The following is a 23,587-nucleotide window of genomic DNA, read 5'->3' as shown; positions in this document are numbered from 1 at the left end:
TAATTTAACTATTCTTTTGTGAAATATGCAATTAATCCGGCCAATTTAGTCCCCTCAATGAGTGAAAGGCCCCTTTGGCTGAGTAAAGCCCCGCCACCAGACCCAGACTATTGGCCACCACGTCTGCCCATTCGGCCGACCTTCCCGCCTGCATGGCCCATTGCAGGCCTTCCATCAGGAGGCCGTAAGCCAGCAACCCTGCAAAGGCCGTTGCAGCTGCGCGGCGAAAACCCATCTTTCCCCGTAACCATTCGCCAAGGGCCATTAGCGCCAGGAACATGGCTACCGCATAAAACAGGAAGTGGCCCAGCTTATCGCCGTAGGGTATTTCAAAGGCCTCGGGGCCCACATCTTCCATCCGGAGCAGGGAGGCCGCTGTGACCAGAGCCATCCACACCAGGAAAAGCAGGCTAAAGACCCATTTACGCACCAATAAGGGCTTTGTAATCTTCCGCGGAAAGCAGGTCGTCTGCTTCCGAAGGGTCGCTGAGTTTGATTTTAACCATCCAGCCTTCCCCGTACGGGTCGGCGTTTACTTTTTCGGGCTCCTCTTCCAGGACCTCATTGAACTCGACAATCTCACCGCTAAGGGGCAGGTACAGGTCGGAAACGGTTTTCACCGCCTCCACGGTCCCAAAAACCTCTTCCCGGTCCAGGGTTTCATCCAGAGTGTCCACTTCTACGTAGACGATGTCCCCCAGTTCTCCCTGGGCAAAATCGGTGATCCCCACAGTTGCCGTGTCGCCTTCGATGCGGACCCATTCGTGGTCCTTGGTGTATTTAAGTTCGGATGGGATATTCATTAGAATACGGAATTAGTCATTCCCGCAAATGTAACGTATTCCCCCGGGAAGCGCCAAACCTCCCAACCCCAATTTTAGAAGCTCCTGCCCAACGGGCTGGAAAGGCTTAATTCCCGAAGTTGTACCGGAGGGTAAACCCGGTATTGATGGTGGTTTGCGGAAAGGCTGTGGAAACGGCAAACTGGGAAAAGGTGTGGTCGTAGAAAAACAGGGCGTTCAGGTTCTTGCTCAGGGCATAGTCTGCTGTAAACTTCACCGAGAACAGGTTCTGGCCCGAGGTGATCTGGTTGTTGTCGATGTCCAGGTTCCGGATAATGGTGATGTTGTCCCGCAGGCTCACGTCTGCCTTGAGGTTCAGGTCCCCTTTCAGGCGGGTGCGTTCGCCCCCTATCCGGGTTACGAATTGTACATCCTTGATCCGGTACCCTACCCCAACTGTATATTCCTTCCCGTTAATCTCGGTGAGCAGGTTGTTGTCGAAGCTCAGCGAGAGGGCCCTGTCGGTGCGCACCTCTGCCAGGATACTCAGGGAATTCTGCATTTCGAAATCGACCCGAACCAGGGGGTTAAAGGCATCGCTGAGCACCACATTGGTGATGACATTCTCCGGCATGATATCCAGCGTTTCGGCCTCAATGGGACGCGTCCCTTCCCGAATCAGCTGGTAGCGCTCCAGGTTGGTCTGGAAATTATTGACCGTATAGACCGCCCGGTAACTGTGCTGTAGGGAAAAGCGCTTGAAGGTTTTCTTAAACCATTTGTTCTTCATCAGCCCGGTGTACTTGATGTTCCAGTTCGGAATGGGGATCTGCCGGAAGGCATCCAGATTCACACGGCCCGCATCCTGCCCGGAATAGGCCGCAAAGAAGGCCGGCAGCAACACATCCTGGTGGGTTTTTCCGTAGCGGATGGGGAACCCGTCGGCATCGACCCCCTCATCTGCCCCGCCCCGGTCTGCAAGCAGGCGGTTGGCAACAATCAGGCGGTTCTCCTTAAAAGTCTCGAATACTTCCGAGCCCAGCTCATCGCTTTTGGAGAAGACCGTCCCAAGCATCATGGCGGAAATACTGAAATTCCCATACGTGTTGGGGGCCTGAGGGATGTACTCCCCGTCCGTGACCTCGAAATTCTCCTGAAGGGTTTCCGCGTATTGCCGGTTGGCAATCAGGTCTATGGTCAGTTCCGGCACGGGTTGGGCGGTGGCGGTAATATTGAGTTCCTGGTTGGCCCGCTGCACAAACTGTTCGTTAAAGGCATTGAAATTGGTCAGCCAGCCATTGCGGGCGGCCAGAAAACGGATATCGGACTGGCTGCCGAACACAAACCCGAGGGTGGGTCGGGTGGTCCCGATAAAGCCTATGGACTGGGTATATCCCGGCAGGACGGTACCGTCGTTCTGGCTGTAGTTTACGTTGATCCGCTTCACCATGGTCAGGAAATCGACCAGGGCATTGAACCCTTTGCTGGTTTTCCCGGTCTTTTCGGCGCCTTCCCCTTCACGCGTGTTCCCGGCCTTGTCCGTGCGGGGCGGTGCGATTCCCGAAGTGGGTACTTTGCCATCCCGCTTTTTCAGACCGATGCGGTCGTAGAAGCGCTGCATACTGAGGGCCGCCGTCAGGGTATGCGTACTCCCGTTTTGGATGGTGTTGATGGAGGGCAGGGTAAGCTGCTCTTCCGGGACGCCCGGGTTCTGCGCTTTGGCGACGGCCAGGTTTAAGGCATCCCCCCCGCGCTGCCAGTCGAAATTACTGGTGTAGGTGTACTGAGCATTGATAAAATCCAGGATGGGGATCTTGGAAAGCGGCAATTCGTAATTCAGGGTAAGCTGCTGGCTATGCCGGTTGGGTTCCCCTATGTTGAAGAACCCGTCCCACAATGTGCGGTCTTCGAGAATGGTCGAAAACGGGTTGCCGAACTCCTCGTAATAGTTGCGGATAATATTGTTGTTGGACCCGGTAAGTTGCACCCGAAGGGCCTGGGTAATGGCGTAGTTCAGGTTGTACTGCCAGTTGAACTGGTAATTGCGCTGCTGCAGCAACGGGAGTTCGAGGGCATCCACCCCCGGTTCCAACACGTCCCGGAAACGCTGCTGGTTGAATTGGCGGTTGATGTCGGACTGGAGCGAGATGCTGGTGGGCAGCAGGTTGAAGTTAAAATCCTTCAGCCACCTGAGGTATTCGCCCCGGAAAAGGGAATCGTTCTTAGCGAATGGTGCAAAGGGGGCCGGTTTGAAATTATGATTGTACACCACTCCGGCCTGGACGTTCTGGTCCCGGAGGCTGGCGATCTCAAAATCGCGGTGGCGGGTTTCGTTATAGGAGTAGTTGAAGGTGAAGTTCTCCACGTCGAAGAAATTGGCCTCCGCCTCCTCTCCACGGTTTTTACGCACTCCGATAAAATTGATGCTGGTGCGCTTGGTGTAATCCTCAGCCTGCTCGCGGATGGCATCGGCCTCCTGGGCATTGGCCGCGGCATCGATGCGGTCCTCGAGTTTTAAGTCGTCGTAAACCGGGTCGAATTCCGGGGTAATCAATTGCTCGGAAATCCCGTAATTAAATGGGATCTGAAGGTTCCATTTCTGAGGGAAAAGCATCCCCAGCTCCACATTGGTGACCATATCGTACCCAATGGCATCCTCCCGGGCCCGTTCATTGGGCATCTGGTCTATGGCCCCAAAGCCTGAAGTACTTGTATTGGCCGTGGCCGAAACGTTGGCGAAATCCGCCATATTCGCATCCAGGGCCGCAATGGCTGCCCACCCACCCTGGTTGTCCAACCCGGCGAGGCGCAACTCATTGAACCAAACCTCTGCCCGCAATGGGATATTGTCGATGTTCTTCACCCCTACCATCATGCTGCGGATGCTCCCCAAAGAGGGGTTCCCGCGGATCCCGATGCGGAGCCGTCCGGGTTGGCGGGGTGCGAATTCCGCAACCTCCACCGGCTGGCCATCGACGACCTCGTAATAGGTTGCCTGCCCAAGGGTCTGGTTGGCAATCGCCAAAGACTTTACCTTATTCAGGTCGCTCAGGGCCAGGTCCAGCTCATTGGCCGCCGGCCAGACCTGTTCGGCCGTGACAGCCGAAAAAGGCGTAAATTCCAGGGGGACCTCTATCTGGTAGTAGTTCTCGGAAAAGTCCGTCCCGATCCGCAAAAACCCAACCAGGGACTGCCCGTCCAGGAAGGGGTCGGACTCCACCACCTTCTCGGCGTGCATAAACATCTTGATGCGCTCGTACTGGCGCATGTCCATATTGACGTTTTTAAATACCCCCCGGGCGTCCTGGGCCTCGAGGTTTTCGACCAGGAAGGAGAGGGACTGTTCGTTCTGTCTTACAATGGTGTTGTTGTTGTTAAGCTGTTCGCGGAACACCCCGGGAGGCAGGACATAGGGAATCGGTACCCGGGCGTTGTTCTCCTCTATGTTGACGGCGTTGACGTCGATCTGGGTCCCGTCGTCGTCCGGGTTATCGTTGTTGGCCTGCAATGAGCGGGTGTAGGTCCGCCAGTCGCCCCGGACCAGGTCCAGGGTGGCAAAACGCAGGACCACCGGGTCGGCGAAGCCCGTCAGGTACATCCGCATAAAACTCACCGAGCGAAAATCGGTAATACCTCCGATGGCATCGGTAAAATCGCTCAGCGGGATTTTGTACTGGATCCAGCGCCGGTTGAGCTGGTCCCCGTTGGGCAGGGTGGGTGTTACCCCCTCCTTGATGTCGGTCACATAGCGGTCGTCCACGGAAATTCCCGGGCGGATGGGGATGCGGTATTCAAAATAGGAATTCACCGTATTCATGGTGAGGTCCCGGTCCACATCTTCCACGTCGGGCAGGGTCGTACTGCCGCGGTCTGTATTGGTTACCGCAACCGGGGAGTTGCCCTGGGTGTTGTTAAAATCCAGGTAGCGCTCCAGGATGTCGCCATCGCGGTTCAGGTAATAGACGTAGTTGTCCAGGGCAGGGTCCGAGACCGGCCCGTTATACCCCTGGGCCGCTTCCCCCGCATCGTCCAGGCCGTCGAAACCGACATCCTGAAGCGAACGGTTGGCTTCGTTGGCATCGAAGGCATACACCAGGGCCTGGGTGGCGGGGACCGTCCCCCAGACCGTCCCGGTGGTCAGGTCGTTGGAGTTGGTACCCGGAAGGCCATTCTCGTATTGCTTGCGGCCGTCCTGCAGCACATCCTCGCTGATGTTCCCCAGGTTGATCACCAGTTCCCCCGGCCCTGTGGCCTGCCCGTCTACGTAGGGGTCCAGGACCCAGAACTGGATAAACTCCACGTTGGCCTGTTCAAAATTCGTACTGGTCAGGGGGCGCATAATCCCCGCCCACTTGTCGGTGGCCGGCTCGGTTTCAAAATTGGGGTTGGCGTTATAGGGGCCTTTCAGGTTGGGATAGTAGACGATATCCAGGGTGTTCTGCACCGTGGTCTGCCCCTGGGCAATGTCGATCCGCGGAAAAACCTCATCGATGAACACCCGCCGGGTAGCGTTCAGGGAGATGTCGTTATCGGAAATCCCGGCCGGGCGCTGGTTGGTATAGAAAATGGGGTCGATGGTGTACCAGGCCATCTTGGCGCGTTCATATCCCGTTGCCAGGTCGCTTTCCCCTTCGTCCAGGAATTCCAGGGGGGTACTGGCCAGGGTCCACCCCAAGGAGGAGCGGATATCGATCAGGGCCTGGGCCCCTTCAAAATCGTCCAGGTAACTGGTGGTCTCCCCGCGGAAATCGGCGTTCTTCGGGGAACCGGGGCTCAGGAAAGCCACTTCCCCCCGTAACGATACGTTGGAGGGCACGTCCGTGTCTATGTTGGGCAGTTTATTGGCCAGGCGCGTCAGGAATGGTACCTCAGTGGAGAAAATCCCATTGAGGCCGAAAATGGTGTTGTTAACAGGCTCTATCCCGAAATTGGCCTTCTGGGTCAGGGGCCGTTCGTTCAGGTTCAGGAGGGTTCCGCCCAGGATAAAGTTCTCGCTGAAGCGGTGTTCCACATTGACCCCTGAAAACCGTCGGGTTTGCTGCCCGAAGACAGCATTGTTTTCCACCGAGATATTGATGGGGGTGTTGGAAGCCTGCAGGCTGGGGTCCAGGATCTGCACGGTCCCGGCCGCGTAGTTGACGGTATAGTCCACATTTTCCAGCAGGGTGCGCCCCCCGGCGGTCACCCGGACCGACCCCTGAGGCACGTTGAAGGCGCCTATGGGGATCCCGTTCGCAGATTCGGACTTATAGCGCCCCTTCAGGCGGAAGCGGTTCTTCTCCGCATCCTCCAGGGAGGCCGCCTTAGTCTGGGTATAGAGGTTGCGGAATACGTACTTCTGCTGGTTTACGTTGTAGCCTGCATCGTCTGCCACTTCGTAGTTCCCCCCTCCCAGCAAATCGAAGAGGAATTCCCCGAAAGGCTCCACCTTGGTGAAGATGATAAGCCCGTTCTGGGTATTGACCGTGATGCCCGGCACAAAATCGAAGAACCCGTCCCCACCCGGCTGCACATCGTTATACACGTTAAGCCGGTCCAGGTTGAACACATCCAGAAGGATCCGTTCCTGCAGGGGTTTTGGGGTATTGGGCCAGCCTGCATTGGGGTCTACCGGGGAAATATAGTTCCTGGGGGTGGGGTCCGAGTACAGGATGTTGAGTTTGAAATCCTCCTGGCTTAGTTGAAAGGCACCGGTGGCGTAGATGTTCTTCATCATGAGGTCCCAGATGGGATCGCCCACGTTAGTGATATTGCTCTTGAGCAGTTTCAGCACCAGGGTATTGTTGTTGATCTCGACCTGGGCGCCGGGGCTTACCGTGGTGGCATCCAACCCCCCGTTGGCAAACTCCCCTACCTGGAATACCTGCCCGTTAAAAGTATACTGGAAGGCCACCGCAAGGACCTCGTCATTGCTCAGGCGCTGGTTCAGGGAGATATAACCCAATTGGGAATTCAGGGTATAGTCGCGGCCCGGGTCCAGCTTGCGGGCGTTTTCCAGGATGGCGTAATCGAACCCCTGGTTGGCGGTATACCCTCCGGGAATCTGGAAACCGTTGTCTACCGTGGCGATATCCCGAACGGCCTGGGTCAGGACTCCCCCACTCCCAATCTGTGCCGGGTCGTAGTCGTTGGCGGCGTTCCTGGGCAGGTTGCCCGCCGTGGCCGAAACGTTGAAAAAACCGGCCGGGTCCCCACCCTGTCGGCCAATCCGGGTCTGATCCGGAAGGGCCTCCCCCAGGTCCTGGATCCCCACCACATTCCGCACATTTAGGGTTTGCTGGCTGCGGTTGGTCACCCAGACTTCCAACCGGGTAATCTGTACCTGGCTGGTGATATAGGGATAATTCTCCAGGGCCTCGTCGTACTGGTCGCGGAAGTACTGGGATAGGAAAAAGTGCCGGTCCTCGTCGTAGTCCAGGGCCGTGAGCTCGAATTCATTCAGGGTTCCGCCCCCCTGGGCCACAACGGTATTGTTCTGGGACCGCTGCTCGGAGAAGACCGCCGTTACGGTGGTCCGGCCAAACTGCAGTTGGGTCTTGACCCCGAAGAGGCTCTGGGCCCCGGTAATCAGGGAGCTGTTCAGGGGCATATTTACGTTACCCACCTCTATCTTCCTGAGGATGTCGTCCTCGGTAGGAGTATAGTCCAGCTTGATCAGGTTCTGGAAATCGAAGGTGGCCTCGGTATCGTACTGGGCGGTTACCTGCAGGCGCTCCCCGATCCGGCCCAGCAGGCTCAGGCTGATGCGCTGGTCGAAATCGAAGGCCAGGTTGGTCCGGTTACGGGGGGAAAGGGCCGGGTTGTCGTTCTTCTGCCAGATCACGCCAAGGTCCATGGCCACGGATCCCTGGGGGATTACTTCAATGGTGTTCCCGCCAAAAATCGATTCAAAAAAACTGTTGTTGACGTAAAAGTTGGGCAGGAGGTTCTTGCGGGCCTCCTCACTGCCGGCCTTCTTCCCGCTGAAGGCATCGATCTTCTCCTTGAAATAGGATTTCATATCCTCCTTGCGGACCAGTTCCAGGTATTGCTCCGGGGTCAGGATAACAGGATATGAAATATCGTAATCCCCAACCGACTCGGTGTAGATGTACCGGTCCAGGTTGGGATCGTAGGTGTACTTGGAAACAATGCTTCCGGGGTCCGGCAGTTCAATGCGCCCCAGGGAAAACCCCGTGCGCACCGAATCGGCCGGCGTCTCCGTATCCTGCCCCTGCGCGGTGCTCCATACACCGAGCAAAAGAAGGGTCAGAAAAAAAAACGGTTTACGCCAAGCAGTGTAAAATGCTGAAGCCCCTGTTTTCAAACTTTTTACAGATTTTTAAGCGCATGCTTAATAATGCCCTCTACGCTCAGGCCCGGGTCGTTACTGAGTGCCTTGTCCACAACCTTTTCCGATTGCTTTCTGGCAAACCCGAGAACCTCTAAAGCAGATAACGCTTCTTCTCTGTTTGTATTGTCTGTTTTGTGGGAAACTTCGTCCAGGTCGTATAATTTCAAAATCTTGTCCTTCAAATCGAGGATCACCCGTTGAGCCGTTTTGGATCCGATACCCTTAACTGACTGAATAGCAGGGACATCGCCCGAAACAATGGCATCGCGGACCTGGGCGGGCGTCATGGAGGAAAGCATGGTGCGCGCTGTGGAAGAACCTACCCCGCTTACCGAGAGGAGCAGGCGGAATATTTCCCGCTCTGCCAGGGTACTGAATCCGAACAGGATATGCGCATCCTCCCGTACCTGGAAATGGGTATAGATCCGCAGTTGCTCTCCCTCGGGGAGGCTTCCATAGGTGTTCAGGGAAATATTCACAAAGTACCCCACGCCGGAGCATTCCACCACCAGGTGGGTCGGGTGTTTCTCTACGAGTCTGCCATTTAGGTGGTCAATCATGGGATTGGGTTTTGGTCCGGTCCCGGCCGCCATGGGCCTGGACTACTTAGATTGGGCTTTGGCCATTCGGCGCTTTTCGCGTTCCTGGGCATCGATAACCGCAACGGCGGTCATATTCACCATCTCCTCCACACTGGCTCCCATCTGCAAGACGTGCACCGCCTTGCGGAGGCCCAGCATTATGGGCCCGATGGTATCCGAGGCCTGGAGTTCCTTGATCAGCTTATAGGTGATATTGGCCGATTCCAGGTTGGGGAAAATAAGGGTGTTGACCTGCTCCCCGGCCAGTTTGGAAAAGGGAAACTGGCTTTGGAGGAGCTTTTTATTCAGGGCAAAATCCGTCTGGATCTCCCCGTCTACCACCAGTTCCGGGTTCTCCTCGTGCAGGATGCGGATCGCTTCCTTGACCTTGATCGCATTGGGGTCTTTGGAAGACCCGAAGTTGGCGTAAGACAACAGGGCCATTACCGGGTCAAAATTAAAGGCCCGCGCCAGGTTGGCTGTCATCCGGGTAATTTCGGCCAGTTCCTCGGCCGATGGGTTAATGTTGATGGACGTATCGGCCAGGAATAACGGCCCCCGGGAGGTGATCATAATATGGACTGTGGCCGCTTTGCGCACTTCGCTGGCCCTGCCAATAACCTCGAAAATTGGCCTTACCACGGTATTAAAGGCCCGGGAGTATCCGGTAATCATCCCGTCGGCATCCCCCTCGCGGACCATCATGGCCCCGAAATAATTCCGCTCCCGCATCCGGATGCGGGAACTGTAGAGGGTGCACCCGCTCCTGCGCCGCATCTCCCAATAGCTCTGGGCATACTGCTCCCGTTTCTGCTGCGAGGCCTCTTCGTACTGGTCCACGATGGGGATATCCGCATCGAATTCCAGCTCCTTCTTCAATGCTTCTATGGTCTTGCGGTTACCCAGCAATACGGGATGCGCGATGCCCTCTTCGTAAGCGATCTGCGCCGCCTTGAGCACATCGAGCTGGTCCGCTTCGGCATATACGATGGTCTTGGGGTTGGCCTTGGCCCGGTTCATCATCATCCGCATCACCTTTTTGGTATCCCCGGAGCGCTGCAGGAGATCCTCCCGGTAGCGGTCCCAATCCTGGATGGGCGATTTGGCCACCCCGCTCTCCATGGCTGCGCGGGCCACCGCCGGTGGGACTTCCGCAATAAGCCTGGGGTCGAAGGGTTTCGGGATGATGTACTCCCGCCCGAAGGTCAGCCGCATTTCCCCGTAGGCAATATTGACCTGTTCCGGGACGGGCTGCTTGGCCAGTTGGGCCAACGCCTTCACCGCGGCCATTTTCATGGCCTCATTGATCTTGGTTGCCCTTACGTCCAGGGCACCCCGGAAGATATAGGGAAAGCCGAGGACGTTGTTTACCTGGTTGGGGTGGTCGGACCGGCCGGTGGCCATGATAATGTCGTCCCGGGTTTCCAGGGCCAGGTCGTAGGCAATTTCCGGGTTGGGGTTAGCCATGGCAAAAACGATAGGGTTCTCCCCCATGCTGCGAAGCATATCCGGTGTTACGATATCTGCAATGGAAAGCCCGATAAAAACATCGGCCCCCACCATAGCCTCCTCCAGGGTGTCTATCTTGCGGTCTGTGGCGAACTCCCCTTTTTCGGGGCTCAGGTTTTCCCGGTCGCTGCGGATGACCCCCTTGCTGTCCAGCATCACCATGTGCTCCTGCTTAACCCCAAAAGCGCGGTAGAGCCGGCTGCAGGAAATGGCTGCCGCCCCCGCACCACTGATTACCACCTTCACCTGGTCGATCTTTTTCCCGGCCAGTTCCAGGGCATTGAGCAGGGCTGCAGCAGAGATGATGGCCGTGCCGTGCTGGTCGTCGTGCATCACAGGAATATCAAGCTCTTCTTTAAGCCGGCGCTCAATCTCAAAGGCCTCCGGGGCCTTGATGTCTTCCAGGTTGATCCCCCCGAAGGTGGGAGACAATATCTTGACCGTCTCCACAAAACGGTCCACATCCTTGGTATCGAGTTCGATATCCATACTGTCGATATCGGCGAAGATTTTAAAAAGCAGGCTTTTCCCCTCCATGACCGGCTTGGAGGCCTCCGGGCCGATGTCGCCCAGGCCCAGAACAGCCGTTCCATTGGAGATCACAGCCACCAGATTCCCCTTTGCGGTATACCGGTAGACCTGGTCTTTGTCTTTTTCAATTTCCAGGCAGGGTTCTGCCACCCCGGGGGAATAGGCCAGGGCCAGGTCTCTCTGGGTGGTGTAGGGTTTGGTAGGTACTATGGCTATTTTGCCGGGGGTGGGTTTGGCATGGTAGATCAATGCTTCCCGGCGCTTTTTTTCCTTGCTCATGACGGCTTCATTGTTTCACAAAGGTACACGGGAGTATCCAATCTGGGGATGAGAATCATGGGAATTTTATCTTCCCCGGAGTCCGGATATCTCGGGTAGCCTGATGTGGGACAGGTTTCAGGGAGCATCCGGGCCATCGTTGATTGGGGGTTGCAGGGAGGGAAGGTATTTTGGTATTGGGTGGGCGGGTGGGGGGACCCCCCGAGAGGAAAAACCGCTTCCGCCTTTACCCGCCACCTCAGGCTTGTTCTACCTCCTCATCCTGTTCCGCTTTAACATTCAGGCGCAGCGCCAGCACCGCAGCGATAGTAAAAAAGGTTCCTGCAAACAACATGGCATTAACCGAACTTTCACCCAGCAGGTTTTTAAAAATGGGGCCGAAACTCAGGGTTTCGATACCCATAGGGATCACGATCATCATATTGAGGATGCCCATATAGACCCCCCGCCGGTCCTGCGGGACAATTTTGGAAACCATGCTGTAAGGAATCCCCATCATGGCGGCCCACCCCACGCCAAACAACACCATGGGCATTAACACATATACCGGATCGGAGATATAAGGGATGGCAAAAAGGGCAATGGCCGTCCCGAAAAGACTCAGGGCGTAGACCCGTTTGCCCCCGTAGCGCATCGTAAGCGGAACCAAGACCAGGGCCACCACAGTAGTCACAATATTGTAGGTCGTGCTCATCTTGGCTGCCTGGGCGGCTGCCTGGGATGTATCAAACCCCATGGTGGTGCGGAAAAGTGGGGTTATAAACTGCCAGTATATGAACAAGGCATACCATTGAAACAGATAGACCCCAGACAGTTTCCACATGAACTTAGGCATATCTTTAACCGCTTCGCTGATCTCGATAAACGGGATTTTAAAACGCTCCCAAAACGGCAGGGTTCGATGCCTGCGGATCACTTCGAACTCTTCCTGGCTGGGAGGAATCTCTGGAGTTTTCAGGACTGACCAGAGGATGGTGGCTAATGAGAGAAAGGAGCCGATAAAAAAGGAATAATACAGCCATTTGGGTACGGCACCCGTGATTTCCTCACCCCCGCCAAACCAGTCCTGAAAAATAAATATGGAGGCATTGGCCAACAGGATACCCGCCCCCACGAAGAGGCTTTGCATCTGGTAGCCGAGGTTCATCTGCTGGTCGGGGAGCTTATCGCCCACAAAGGCACGGTAAGGCTCCATTGCCATATTATTGCCAACATCCAGAATCCACAACAGACCCACCGCAAACCAGAGTGCGGGGCTAAGCGGGAAGAGGAACAAACAGATACTTCCCAACAGGGCGCCAATCAGGAAAAACGGTTTACGCCTACCCCAGCGCGGCGACCAGGTCTTGTCGGAAATGGCCCCGATTATGGGTTGAACGATAAGGCCCGTAACCGGCCCGGCAATATTCAGGATGGGAAGGATCTCCTCCTTTGCCCCCAGAAACAGGAAGATCGGATTGATTGCACTTTGTTGCAGCCCGAAACTGTATTGGATTCCCAAAAACCCAACATTCATATTGAATATTTGCCAGAACGATAATTTTGGCTTTGGAATTTTCATGATTTGTTGCCTTTAGCCGGTTGTTAGTTTAGGGTCAATATAGTGTTTTCGACACATGCTTGGGGCATGCGCGGCAAAGATTTCAGCCATAAAAAGCAACGAAAACGTTTGCGAAAGATGGATTTATCCCATCGGCGGATGGTACTTTTCAGGTATCGCCATTCAGAAAGCGGATATTCCGGTTGAGGCCGGCAAACTTGGTTCGCTTTACCGCAGATTTCTGGAATATCCGGCCAAATACCGCCTCGGTAATCTCCTCCCAATCCTTCCTTTCCATAGTGAGCAAATCCGGATGGGGGTCAAAGTCGGGTTCCTGGTGGGGTTTGGCAAAGCGGTTCCAAGGGCAGACATCCTGGCAAATATCGCATCCGAAAATCCAATCGTCCCATTCGCCCCGGAAGCCGGCGGGAATCTCATTTTTCAGTTCTATGGTAAAGTAGGAGATACATTTGCTGCCATCCACCACATAAGGTGCCACTATGGCTTGGGTAGGGCATGCATCGAGGCAGGCCGTACAGCTGCCGCAATGGTCTGTGACCGGGGCGTCCGGGGCCAGATCCAAATCCAGGATAAGCTCCCCGATAAAATAAAAGGACCCCACCTGGCGGGTCAGCAGGTTGCTGTTTTTCCCAATCCAGCCCAGGCCACTTCGCGCCGCCCAGGCCTTGTCAAGCACCGGGGCAGAATCCACAAAGGCCCTGCCCCCCACCTCGCCTATCTCCGATTCTATAAAATGATGGAGCTCGCGAAGCTTGCCTTTGATCACGTGGTGGTAGTCCTTGCCATAGGCATATTTGGAAACCTTGTACGTGCCATCCGGTTGTTGGTTTTCCGGGAAGTAATTGAGCAGGACCGACACCACCGACCGGGCTCCCGGGACCAGTTTTCGCGGGTCGAGGCGTTTGTCGAAATGGTTTTCCATATACGTCATTTCCCCATGCATGCCAGACCGGAGCCAGCGCTCCAGGCGTGGGGCTTCTTCTTCGAGGAAATCGGCCCTGGATATACCGCAAGACAAAAAGCCGAGGCGCTTGGCTTCGGCTTTGATCATTTGGCTGTAACGAGACGGGTCCATAGGGCCAAGTTACTCCATTAGCCCTGAATAAAAAACCTCAGGAACCGGGCGGCTGGTAGGCCGGGACCACATTATCTATGGGCCGGAGCGACTGAAGGTAGGCAAACATGGCTTCCAGGTCCTGGTCGGTGAGGTTGCGAAAGGCCTGTACCGGCATAGGCGGCATAAGGGGTCGGCTGTTATCCAGGCCCTTGTACTTGCCTTCCCGGAGGGCCTTTTTGAATTGCTCTATAGACCAGTTCCCCAGGCCGCTGGCATGGGGGGTGAGGTTGGCGGCGTAGGACACCCCCCATGGGCCTACGGCGGCGGTAAGGTCTCCCGTCATCAGGATCCACGGGCCAAGGGGTACTTCCTGGGGCACAGGGGGTAAGGGCATGGAGGCATCATACCCCATCATATAGCGGTCCATGTCCAGTACGGGACCCTGCTCGGTCATCTTCTTGGGGGAATGACAGTCTGCACACCCGATGGCTTCCACCAGGTATTTTCCACGCTGGATGGGGTCTTGGGTGGTGAGTTCTGCCACCTGGGTTACCACTTCGGGTTTGGGCCCCTGTTGGCAGGCGATTATTCCAAGGGACAGGAGGATAGCCAGGCCCCATAATAAGGACTTCGATTTCATATGGGTAGGGATTAAAAATTAATGATTCTTCGGGTGTGGCCGGTAGCGCCTAATCGAGCGAAGGGTCGGATACTGGTACATTCGGGTTGTGGGGGGCAAAAACACCCTCGGGATTTTCCAGGACTACCCAGGCGTGCAGGGTCCATGCGCCGCCGGCTACGTTGGGGTTATACTCCCAATGGTCCTCGGACCCTGTAAATCCTTCGGGGGCTTCCGGGGAGAGGGCTACCGGTACGGCGTATTCCACCCCGGCCAGTTTCAGGTTGCCCTGCGCATCGGGCACATAGAGCAGGATCTCGGGGTTCTCCATATCGAAAGTACCATCCATCAGGCCAACATTGATATAATGAAAGCCCATCTGTGGCACATAAGGGGAAGGGTTAAACGGATAGGAATCTGCATAGCCGTTGCGGACAGCCTGCTGAAAACTGTGGTAGCGCATGGCGGCCTTGCGTACGGTTTTAAGTTCCCCCTCGAAGGTGGTGGCTCCGGCCTTAAGGGAAACTGCAGATACTTCCAGTTCCGGGTCCGGGATTTCCTGGGTGCACGAGGACCCAAGGAGAACAATCAAAGACAAACAGGCCATGGAGGCCAGATAACTAATGGGTTTCATAATGAAAGGGTTTTTGGTTGAAACAATCTGGAAAGGTTCTCTTGCTTTCCTCTGGGACGAAGTTCCCGGTTTCCCCCTAACCCCTTTGTCACTATTGACGCAATTCCTGGCACATTTGAATCATGGTACTGGCAACGCCCTGTTTACGGTAGGTTCAGGATTTTATAACCTGGCTTGGAGCACAGCCATAGAAGGCCTTAAACCGTTTGGTGAAGTAGGAAAGGTTGGAATAGCCCACCGAGTACGCTACCTCAGATACAGACCCGGCTCCCTCCTCCAGCAATTGGTAGGCACGTTTCAGCCGGGTCTCCATGATGAGCTGGTTGGGGGATTTACCTGTCAGCGCTTTTAGCTTCCGGTTGAGTTGTGCCCGGCTGAAACCCACCTCCCTGGCCAGGGTTTCCACCCCAAGGGATTCAGAATCCAATTGCCCGGTTACCGTATTCATGATTTTCCGCAGGAAGGCATCGTCCAGGGATCCTACCCCCAGGTCGTCAACCAAGACCAACCCGGAAGCCTTAAAGGTTTCCCAGAGGCGCATTTTGGAGTCCAGCAGGTTGCGCAGGCGAAGGTGGAGTTCCTCCGGGTCGAACGGTTTGGTCAGGTACGCATCGGCCCCCTGGTAAAGGCCTTCCATCTTATTCTCGTGTCCGGCTTTGGCCGTGAGCAAGACCACAGGGATATGGCTGGTCTTGGCATTTGTCTTTATGGCGTGGCACAATTCAAAGCCATCTTTTTGCGGCATCATAACATCGGAAACCACCAGGTCCGGGATGTGTTCAATGGCCATCCGTTCCCCCTGCAGACCGTCCGAAGCCTGAAGCACGCAATAGTCCCGGGCCAGGATTTCCGAGATATATTCCTGCAGGTCCGGATTATCCTCCGCCAGCAATACAACGGGTTTCTCTTTTTCCATATCCTGCAGCTGGGCAGTGGTATGGGTCACCGCTTCTTGTGCCGGAGCTGTTTCTGCCAGGCCGGCAGCATCCCCAGCCTTCTCCAGGACCACGGCATTCCTGGGGAAGTCCTCCCGTTGCAGGGGCAGGTCTACCCGGAACGTGGTTCCTTTACCCAGGGCACTGCTTACCCGGATTACGCCGCTTTGCAGCTCTACCAGTTCCTTGCAGAGGGCCAGGCCAATCCCGCTGCCCTTTTCCTCATTGCCCTCCACCCGGTAAAACCGTTCAAAAATGTGGTTCAGGTCTTCCGGAGCAACCCCTTTGCCCGTATCTTCCACCTGAAGCACGAGCCTGCCTGCGTCCCGGGACACCCCAAAGCGGACCTCGCCCCCGTTAGGGGTGTACTTGAAAGCATTGGAGAGCAGGTTGTAAATGATCTTTTCCAGCTTGTCCCGGTCGTACCAGCCTTCCAGTTCCCCCGCGCTGAAGTCGGTCGTATAGCGGATATTCTCCCGCTCGGCCAGGCTTTCGAAGGAATGGGCCAGCGACTTTACCGGGCCCGAAAGATCCCCGAAGCGCAACCCGATACTCACTTTCCCACTCTCAATCCTGGAGAGTTCCAATAACTGGTCTACCAGGGACTGCAGCCGGTCGGTGTTCCGCAGGACGGTATTGACGGCCTTGCGCGGCAACATCACGGCATCAGCCTCGTCCTCTTTACGAAGGGCATGGCGGATAGGACCCTGTATCAGGGTTAGGGGCGTGCGTAATTCATGGCTGATGTTGGTAAAAAAGCGGGACTTGAGCTGGTCCAGGTCCCGGATCCGTGCCACCTCTGCCTGGGAACGGGCCACCTCAATCCGCTCTGCTTCGGCCTGCCGGGCCAGTTTCCGGCGCCGGTACACGATGCCAAAGGAATAAATAATAATCTGAGAAAGGATACCGGAGGCGTACGGGTCAAACCCCAGGGGCATCCCTATATATCCCATGGACCATAGGGTACCGACAATCAGCGCCAGGTTGGCAATCAGGGAGCCCACCCCGAAATACCGCGCAAAGCGGTCCTTTTGAATCAGGAAGGCAATGGATAGCAGGGCACTGAGAACGGCATAGATGCACAGGAAGACATAGTGGTTCCCTACCCCGGTCATCCAGGGTTGCGCATCCAAAAAGAGCAGGGCAATGATGGCCCCGCAGATTTCCAGAAAAATCAACCCGGTGAGGACCAGCACCAGGCGGTCCAGGACAGGAAACTTTCGTGCCGAATCGGTAAAGGCCCTTCCGAAGAACCAGAAAATATAGAAAATCCCGTTGGCGATAAAGATTTGTACAGGAAACCGAGACCGGGTAAAGGAGCCAATGACTAACCCGGCAGTCATGGCCTGGGTGATACAGCAGAAGAGCAACCAGAGGGTAAACCAGAAAATGACTTTCTCCCTGAGGTAAAGGAATTGCAATAAGTGGTACAGGAAAATGATCAGGGTAACCCCGAACATAAAGATGTTGAAGCTCCGGTTGAAAAAATACGGTTCGTGGTAAAAGGTATACTCCGGGGCACGCGCCGACAGGTTGAAGTAGGCCGGATACCCCAGGCTGTTGCCTCGCACCCGGAAAACAAGGGTAACGGATTCCCCCGGGGGGAGGGCTTCCAGGGAAATACTGTTCAGGGTCCAATGCAAATCCGTATCCCGTTCCTGCCTTGGGACTTCCACCCCGGTTTTCTTGTGGAATATGCGGACACCCCCCGAATACCCATAGACATCTACCTCCCCGTTACTTTTGGTCCAGGCCGGGGGGCCCAGCCATTTATCCTCCATCTGGAGGGTCCAGCCCCGAAGGGAATCCACAGCCTTCAGACGGAGCCGACCCCAGTACAGGACCCCTACCTGTCCATACCGGGGCAACTGATCTCCCATTTGGGGAGGGGTGGTCGATTTCTGCAAAACCGCCATAGGGGTATACAACCCTTCCGGGTCCGGAAAGACTTCCAGGAACGGGTCCAGGTCGTGTACGGGGTAACGTGGGTCCAGGGTGTACTCCCTTTGGGCCATCAGGCCTGTGGCGAACAGGAACAGGGGTGCGAGGATGGCAAAGGTCTTCCGCATGGGGACAGGTGGGTTGGGCCCTCTTTTAAGGGGGCTTCGGAAAAATACAAAAATAACGGGTGAAGGGGTTGGGATACGCCTCTGACTAGAAAAGGCCCGGCTGGGCGCCGCCTTTTAACCGGCCCAGGTGCCGGTAGGCCAGTTCGGTCACTTCCCGTCCGCGGGGGGTGCGCATGATAAACCCCTGCTGGATCAGAAAGGGTTCGTACACCTCCTCGATGGTTTCGGCATTTTCCGATACGGCCGTGGCCAGGGTGGTAATACCTACCGGGCCGCCTTTGAATTTATCGATGATGGTAGCCAGGATTTTATTGTCCATTTCATCCAGCCCATAGGCATCCACATTCAGGGCCTTAAGGCCAAAACGGGCAATTTCCATGTCGATGTTGCCATCCCCTTTGATCTGGGCAAAATCCCGGACCCGCCTCAGCAGGGCGTTGCTGATCCTCGGGGTACCGCGGCTTCTCCCGGCTATCTCAATGGCGGCCTCTTCGGTAATGGGTACTTTCAGGATATCGGCAGAGCGCTGCACAATGGTGGAAAGCAATTCCGTACCATAGTATTCCAGCCGGCTCGAAATACCGAAGCGCGCACGCATGGGGGCTGTCAGCAACCCGGAACGGGTGGTGGCCCCAACCAGGGTAAACGGCTCCAGATGGATCTGTACCGAACGCGCATTGGGCCCGGTTTCGATCATGATGTCGATCTTATAATCCTCCATGGCCGAATACAGGTACTCTTCCACCACGGGGCTCAGCCGGTGGATTTCATCGATAAACAAGACATCCCGGGGCTCCAGGTTGGTGAGCAGTCCGGCCAGGTCTCCCGGTTTGTCCAATACCGGCCCGGAAGTGGCTTTCAGGCCCACACCCAGCTCGTTGGCCAGGATATGGGCCAGGGTGGTTTTCCCGAGCCCGGGGGGGCCGTGCAACAAGGTATGGTCCAGGGCCTCCCCCCTCAGGTTGGCTGCTTGTACAAATACCTGCAAGTTGGCCAGTACTTGCTGCTGCCCGGTGAAATCATCGAAGGAAACAGGGCGTAAGGCCCGTTCAATATCGAGTTCTTCCTGGGAGAGGTTTTCGGAGGATGGGTCCAGGTGTTCGTTCATCGTAAAACAAAGATAACAAAACCGCCCATCCGCCGAACAGTTCAAAAGGGGGAAGGATCCGGATAATCTTTGATTTTTGTCATATTTAAGCCTGCTGTCCTGCCCTACCTTTGTGGTGTCAGAAGACATTCCCGGCAACGATGGCCGGGGTAGTAGCAATCATTTAAACCATTGTCAATGGCAACATTCAACCTCTCCCAGTACGGGATCAAAGTGACAAAAATCCACCGGAACACCTCTGTACCCATCCTTTACGAAATCGGGCTACGCAAAGAAGCGGGAACCGCTATCTCCGATGTAGGGGCACTGTTGGTGTATTCCGGTGAGAAAACGGGCCGCAGCCCCAAGGATAAACGCATTGTGCGCAACCCGGAATCCGAACAGAACATAGACTGGGGCGACATCAACATAGGCCTGGATAAGAATACCTATATGGTAAACCACGAAAGGGCTATCGATTACCTGAATATCTGCGAACGACTCTTTGTTGTGGATGCCTTCGCCGGATGGGACCCCAAATACCGGATTAAAGTCCGCATTATCTGTACCCGGGCCTACCATGCCCTCTTTATGCAGAATATGCTCATTATGCCAACCGCCTCGGAACTGGCCAGTTTCGGGGAACCGGATTATGTGGTCTTTAACGCAGGTGGTTTCCCCGCCAACATTTACACCTCCGAAATGACCTCCAAAACCTCTGTGGATGTGAACCTGGAGCGCAAGGAAATTGTCATCCTGGGCACCCAATATGCCGGGGAGATGAAGAAAGGCATCTTTGGGGTTATGAATTACCTCATGCCGCTGCAGGGAGTACTTCCCATGCACTGCTCGGCCAACGTGGGCAAGGACGGGGATGTCAGTATCCTCTTCGGGCTTTCCGGGACCGGGAAAACCACCCTTAGTGCAGACCCGAAACGCAAATTGATCGGGGACGATGAGCACTGCTGGACAGACGACGGCACCTTTAACATAGAAGGCGGCTGCTATGCCAAGGCCATCAACCTTTCCGCCGAAAGCGAACCGGATATTTTCAACGCCATCCGTTTCGGCACCGTACTGGAAAATGTGGTCTACGATAAAGAATCCCGGGAGGTAGACTATACCGATACCTCCATTACCCAGAACACCCGGGCCTCCTACCCCATTGAACACATCGAGAATGTACAGATCCCCTGTGTGGCGGGACACCCGAAAAACATCATATTCCTGACCTGCGACGCCTTTGGTGTACTGCCCCCAGTAAGCAAGCTTACGCCGGAACAGGCCAGTTACCACTTTATTTCAGGTTATACCGCAAAGGTAGCGGGAACCGAGATGGGGGTAACCGAACCCCAGGCCACCTTCAGCGCCTGCTTCGGGGCTGCCTTCATGATGTGGCACCCCAATAAGTATGCAGAATTGCTGGCCGAAAAGATGCGCAAACACAATGTTACCGCATGGCTGGTGAATACCGGATGGACAGGTGGCGCGCACGGTGTGGGCTCCCGTATTAAACTGAAGTACACCCGTGCCATGATCGACGCCATCCACCATGGCGATTTTGAGTCGGTTGCCTACACCCGTGACGAGGCCTTTGGCTTCGAGATCCCAGGGAAATGCCCCGGGGTACCGGATGCCGTCCTGATGCCCGAAAGCACCTGGGACGACAAGGCTGCCTACAAGGCCACCAAGGCCAAACTCGTGGCACTCTTCAAAAAGAACTTCAAGAAGTTCGAAGCCGGGGTAAACCCGGAAATCATAGCTGCCGGCCCGGATATGGAATAATCCGGATCCTGCAATACCAAAAAAGCCCCCGCGTTGGCGGGGGCTTTTTCTATTCGGGTTCCTTGTGAAGTTCCGCCCGGTCCGAAAAACGGGTGATGTTCAGGGCGGGCTCCCCATAGAGGTAGAGACGGGCCTGGCCGCTGAGGTCCAATCTGGCCGTTTCACTGGCAAATACACGGCTGGTGGCGGCACCTTCCAGGCGGGCACTGAGCTCCTGGGCCTCCATGCGCGACGCCTTTATGGAGGAATTGTCGGCTGCCTCCAGACGTACCTGGGCTCCCACACCCTCCAGGGATAGGGAGGCATTCTCGGAAAGGGCTGCCGAAAGGCCACCTGCGTTGGCATATACCCGGGTATCGGTACGGCCGCCCAGGCTCATGGAAAGGGTGTCGGCTTCTATGCGAAGGTCGGCCGAACTGTTGTCCGACAGGGTCAGGTCTACCCAACCGGCCCGTACGTGCAGGCCAAGCTTAGCATTGTCCGAGGCACGGGCGCTGAGCAGGTCTGTCGTAATGGGTTGCTCCGAAAACAAACGGCCAGCCCGGGCTTCCACCGCATTGAGGCCCTGTGCGTAGACTATGATTTTGAGGGCCTTGCTGGATGAAATCTGGTAAAAGGAGGTGATTTCCAGGGTACTGTCCTGTACCTGGAAACTCAGGACATCCACCAGGTTATCGTCCACTTCCAGCTCATAACCCGGAGCGCCGTTGCGCACTTCCACTTCCAGGTCGTCTGCCAGTTTCAGGAATCGAAACTCGGGCAGGTCCTGGTTTACAGTTATGGGCGACCGGCTCCCTTTAATCCGGGGTTTGCGCTGGCCGTAGGCCTGTGTCCCGGCCAGGACCACTGCCATTACTACTGCCAACAGAAATCTGAGTTTTCGTTTCATACGCTCTGGCTTTGAAGCACCTTAAAGATATTACAATTCGGGCGGAACAGGGCCGCACAAAAAAAGCCCATCAAAAGATGGGCCTTTTTTTGTTTAGTGCACTGCTTAATGCTGCAGCTCTTCCTCCCCGTCCTGCAGGGGCATGGTCTGGGGAACGAAGTCCTGCCCTTCCAGGATGTACTCCCCGTTCTCATAGGTCTTACTGTAGTCGTAAGGCCAGCGGTGTACTTCCGGGATAGCTCCGGCCCAGTTCCCATGGAAGTGCTCCTGGGGGGTGGTCCACTCCAGGGTAGTAGCACCCCAGGGGTTCTGCGGGCCACGCTTGCCGTAGAATATGCTGCGGATAAAGTTGTATACGAATACGAGCTGGGCGGCGGCGGTGATAATGGCAAACACCGTCATCAGTACCTGAATGTCCACCAGTTCGTCGAACATGGGGAAGGCGGTGTTTTCATAGTAGCGACGCGGCACCCCGGCCATACCGATAAAGTGCATGGGGAAGAATACCCCGTAGGAGCCCACGGCGGTAATCCAGAAGTGGACATAGCCCAGGTTCTTACTCATCATGCGGCCCTGGAACATTTTCGGGAACCAGTGGTATACTCCGGCAAACAGGCCGTAAAGCGCAGAAATACCCATTACCAGGTGGAAGTGGGCTACCACAAAATACGTGTCGTGTACGTTGATATCCAGGGTACTGTCTCCCAGGATAATCCCGGTAAGACCTCCAGTTATAAAGGTCGATACCATCCCGATGGAAAACAGCATGCCCGGGTTGAGCTGCAGGTTCCCCTTCCAGAGGGTCGTAATCCAGTTAAAGGCTTTTACAGCCGATGGGATAGCAATCAGCAGGGTGGTAAAGGTAAATACCGAGCCGAGGAACGGGTTCATCCCGGAAACGAACATATGGTGCCCCCAAACGATAGTCGAGAGGAAGGCAATCGCCAGGATGGAGGCAATCATCGCCCGGTACCCGAAAATAGGCTTCCGCGCATTGACAGACATCACCTCGGAAACGATTCCCATGGCAGGGAGGATAACGATATACACCTCCGGGTGCCCCAGGAACCAGAACAGGTGCTCAAAAAGGACGGGAGATCCGCCCTGATAGTGCAATACCTCGCCCTGGATAAAGATATCCGACAGGAAGAAAGAGGTTCCGAAACTCCGGTCCATGATAAGCAGCAGGGCCGCGCTGAGCAGTACCGGGAAGGAAATCACCCCGATAATAGCGGTCACAAAAAACGCCCAGATGGTCAGCGGGAGGCGGGTCATGGACATCCCCTTGGTCCGAAGGTTCAATACGGTTACGATATAGTTCAGGGACCCGAGCAGGGAGGAGGCGATAAAGATCGCCATGGAAACCAGCCACAGGGTCATCCCGGCACCAGACCCGGGTTGGGCCATGGGCAGGGCGCTCAGGGGCGGGTAAATCGTCCATCCTGCAGCGGCCGGTCCGGCTTCTACAAAAAGGGAAATAACCATAATGACACTGGAGAGGAAGAACATCCAGTAGGAAAGCATGTTCAGGAATCCGGAGGCCATATCCCGGGCACCGATCTGCAACGGGATAAGCAGGTTACTGAAGGTACCACTAAGACCGGCGGTAAGAACGAAGAACACCATGATGGTACCGTGGATGGTTACCAACGCCAGGTAAATATCCGCATCCATTACGCCGTCGGGAGCCCACTTACCCAGCAACGCTTCAAAGATGGGGAACGATTCCCCCGGCCAGGCCAGTTGCATCCGGAACAGCAGGGACATTGCAATTCCGATGAAGCCCATAATCAGACCTGTAATCAGGTACTGCTTGGAAATCATCTTGTGGTCCTGGCTGAAGATGTATTTGGTGATGAACGTTTCCTTGTGGTGGTGACCGTGATCGTGGGCGTGATCATCGGCGACTGCATGTGCATGTGCTGACATAGTCCTT

General features: G+C 55.6%; 14 protein-coding genes. 1 reads left to right on the top strand and 13 read right to left on the bottom strand.

What is annotated here, in order from left to right; all coding sequences use genetic code 11:
• Positions 1-31 precede the first annotated feature (31 nt).
• The 11 genes from CA832_RS05235 to ruvB form a co-directional block, all read right to left on the bottom strand.
• Positions 32-430 carry a VanZ family protein gene (locus tag CA832_RS05235; protein WP_143542336.1) on the bottom strand — a complete coding sequence of 133 codons (399 nt, stop codon included), beginning with the start codon at positions 428-430 and terminating at the stop codon, positions 32-34.
• The gene (gene gcvH / locus CA832_RS05230) at positions 423-803 is read right to left on the bottom strand and encodes a glycine cleavage system protein GcvH (RefSeq protein ID WP_088340475.1); all 381 of its coding nucleotides are present in this window, start codon (positions 801-803) and stop codon (positions 423-425) included. The genes CA832_RS05235 and gcvH overlap by 8 nt, the downstream gene beginning before the upstream one ends.
• Positions 804-909: 106 nt before the next feature.
• Positions 910-8,088: a T9SS outer membrane translocon Sov/SprA gene (sov, locus tag CA832_RS05225; protein ID WP_088340474.1), complete on the bottom strand. Its 7,179-nt coding sequence runs from the start codon at positions 8,086-8,088 to the stop codon at positions 910-912.
• A gap of 5 nt (positions 8,089-8,093) precedes the next feature.
• Positions 8,094-8,675, bottom strand: a complete 582-nt coding sequence (gene ruvA / locus CA832_RS05220; protein ID WP_088340766.1) for a Holliday junction branch migration protein RuvA — start codon at positions 8,673-8,675, stop codon at positions 8,094-8,096.
• Positions 8,676-8,717: 42 nt separating this feature from the next.
• On the bottom strand, positions 8,718-11,015 hold the full coding sequence (locus tag CA832_RS05215) for an NADP-dependent malic enzyme (RefSeq protein ID WP_088340473.1): 2,298 nt from the start codon (positions 11,013-11,015) through the stop codon (positions 8,718-8,720).
• Positions 11,016-11,253: 238 nt separating this feature from the next.
• Entirely contained in the window at positions 11,254-12,576 is a 1,323-nt protein-coding gene (locus CA832_RS05210) for an MFS transporter (RefSeq protein WP_088340472.1), read from the bottom strand.
• 148 nt (positions 12,577-12,724) lie between these two features.
• On the bottom strand, positions 12,725-13,651 hold the full coding sequence (gene queG / locus CA832_RS05205) for a tRNA epoxyqueuosine(34) reductase QueG (RefSeq protein ID WP_088340471.1): 927 nt from the start codon (positions 13,649-13,651) through the stop codon (positions 12,725-12,727).
• A gap of 37 nt (positions 13,652-13,688) precedes the next feature.
• The gene (locus CA832_RS05200) at positions 13,689-14,273 is read right to left on the bottom strand and encodes a c-type cytochrome (protein ID WP_088340470.1); all 585 of its coding nucleotides are present in this window, start codon (positions 14,271-14,273) and stop codon (positions 13,689-13,691) included.
• Between the two features lie 49 nt (positions 14,274-14,322).
• Positions 14,323-14,886 carry a hypothetical protein gene (locus tag CA832_RS05195; RefSeq protein WP_088340469.1) on the bottom strand — a complete coding sequence of 188 codons (564 nt, stop codon included), beginning with the start codon at positions 14,884-14,886 and terminating at the stop codon, positions 14,323-14,325.
• A 154-nt stretch (positions 14,887-15,040) separates the two neighbouring features.
• A complete protein-coding gene (locus CA832_RS05190) occupies positions 15,041-17,890 on the bottom strand; it encodes an ATP-binding protein (protein WP_088340468.1) in 2,850 nt (949 codons plus the stop codon).
• An 85-nt stretch (positions 17,891-17,975) separates the two neighbouring features.
• The gene (gene ruvB / locus CA832_RS05185; protein WP_088340467.1) at positions 17,976-18,998 is read right to left on the bottom strand and encodes a Holliday junction branch migration DNA helicase RuvB; all 1,023 of its coding nucleotides are present in this window, start codon (positions 18,996-18,998) and stop codon (positions 17,976-17,978) included.
• Positions 18,999-19,175: 177 nt separating this feature from the next.
• On the opposite strand from ruvB, the gene pckA reads away from it, so the two are divergent.
• Positions 19,176-20,762 carry a phosphoenolpyruvate carboxykinase (ATP) gene (gene pckA, locus CA832_RS05180; protein ID WP_088340466.1) on the top strand — a complete coding sequence of 529 codons (1,587 nt, stop codon included), beginning with the start codon at positions 19,176-19,178 and terminating at the stop codon, positions 20,760-20,762.
• A gap of 49 nt (positions 20,763-20,811) precedes the next feature.
• Here pckA and CA832_RS05175 read toward each other — a convergent pair whose 3' ends face one another.
• Together CA832_RS05175 and CA832_RS05170 are read right to left on the bottom strand one after the other, a co-directional pair.
• Positions 20,812-21,651, bottom strand: coding sequence for a GIN domain-containing protein (locus tag CA832_RS05175; RefSeq protein WP_088340465.1), 840 nt, complete (start codon positions 21,649-21,651; stop codon positions 20,812-20,814).
• 105 nt (positions 21,652-21,756) lie between these two features.
• The gene (locus CA832_RS05170; protein WP_088340464.1) at positions 21,757-23,580 is read right to left on the bottom strand and encodes a cytochrome c oxidase subunit I; all 1,824 of its coding nucleotides are present in this window, start codon (positions 23,578-23,580) and stop codon (positions 21,757-21,759) included.
• Positions 23,581-23,587 lie beyond the last annotated feature (7 nt).

The organism is Robiginitalea sediminis (genome assembly GCF_002198115.1).
Classification (GTDB): Bacteria; Bacteroidota; Bacteroidia; order Flavobacteriales; family Flavobacteriaceae; genus Robiginitalea; species Robiginitalea sediminis.
Note: the sequence above shows the minus strand (reverse complement) of the source record. Positions and strands in the feature narration are given on the sequence as shown.

Bases quoted from the DNA above. Each gene is read 5' to 3' on its own strand.
- gcvH (WP_088340475.1), bottom strand. From the start codon at position 803: ATGAATATCCCATCCGAACTTAAATACACCAAGGACCACGAATGGGTC.
- ruvA (WP_088340766.1), bottom strand. From the start codon at position 8,675: ATGATTGACCACCTAAATGGCAGACTCGTAGAGAAACACCCGACCCAC.
- CA832_RS05215 (WP_088340473.1), bottom strand. From the start codon at position 11,015: ATGAGCAAGGAAAAAAAGCGCCGGGAAGCATTGATCTACCATGCCAAA.
- CA832_RS05210 (WP_088340472.1), bottom strand. From the start codon at position 12,576: ATGAAAATTCCAAAGCCAAAATTATCGTTCTGGCAAATATTCAATATG.
- queG (WP_088340471.1), bottom strand. From the start codon at position 13,651: ATGGACCCGTCTCGTTACAGCCAAATGATCAAAGCCGAAGCCAAGCGC.
- CA832_RS05200 (WP_088340470.1), bottom strand. From the start codon at position 14,273: ATGAAATCGAAGTCCTTATTATGGGGCCTGGCTATCCTCCTGTCCCTT.
- CA832_RS05195 (WP_088340469.1), bottom strand. From the start codon at position 14,886: ATGAAACCCATTAGTTATCTGGCCTCCATGGCCTGTTTGTCTTTGATT.
- CA832_RS05190 (WP_088340468.1), bottom strand. From the start codon at position 17,890: ATGCGGAAGACCTTTGCCATCCTCGCACCCCTGTTCCTGTTCGCCACA.
- ruvB (WP_088340467.1), bottom strand. From the start codon at position 18,998: ATGAACGAACACCTGGACCCATCCTCCGAAAACCTCTCCCAGGAAGAA.
- pckA (WP_088340466.1), top strand. From the start codon at position 19,176: ATGGCAACATTCAACCTCTCCCAGTACGGGATCAAAGTGACAAAAATC.
- CA832_RS05175 (WP_088340465.1), bottom strand. From the start codon at position 21,651: ATGAAACGAAAACTCAGATTTCTGTTGGCAGTAGTAATGGCAGTGGTC.
- CA832_RS05170 (WP_088340464.1), bottom strand. From the start codon at position 23,580: ATGTCAGCACATGCACATGCAGTCGCCGATGATCACGCCCACGATCAC.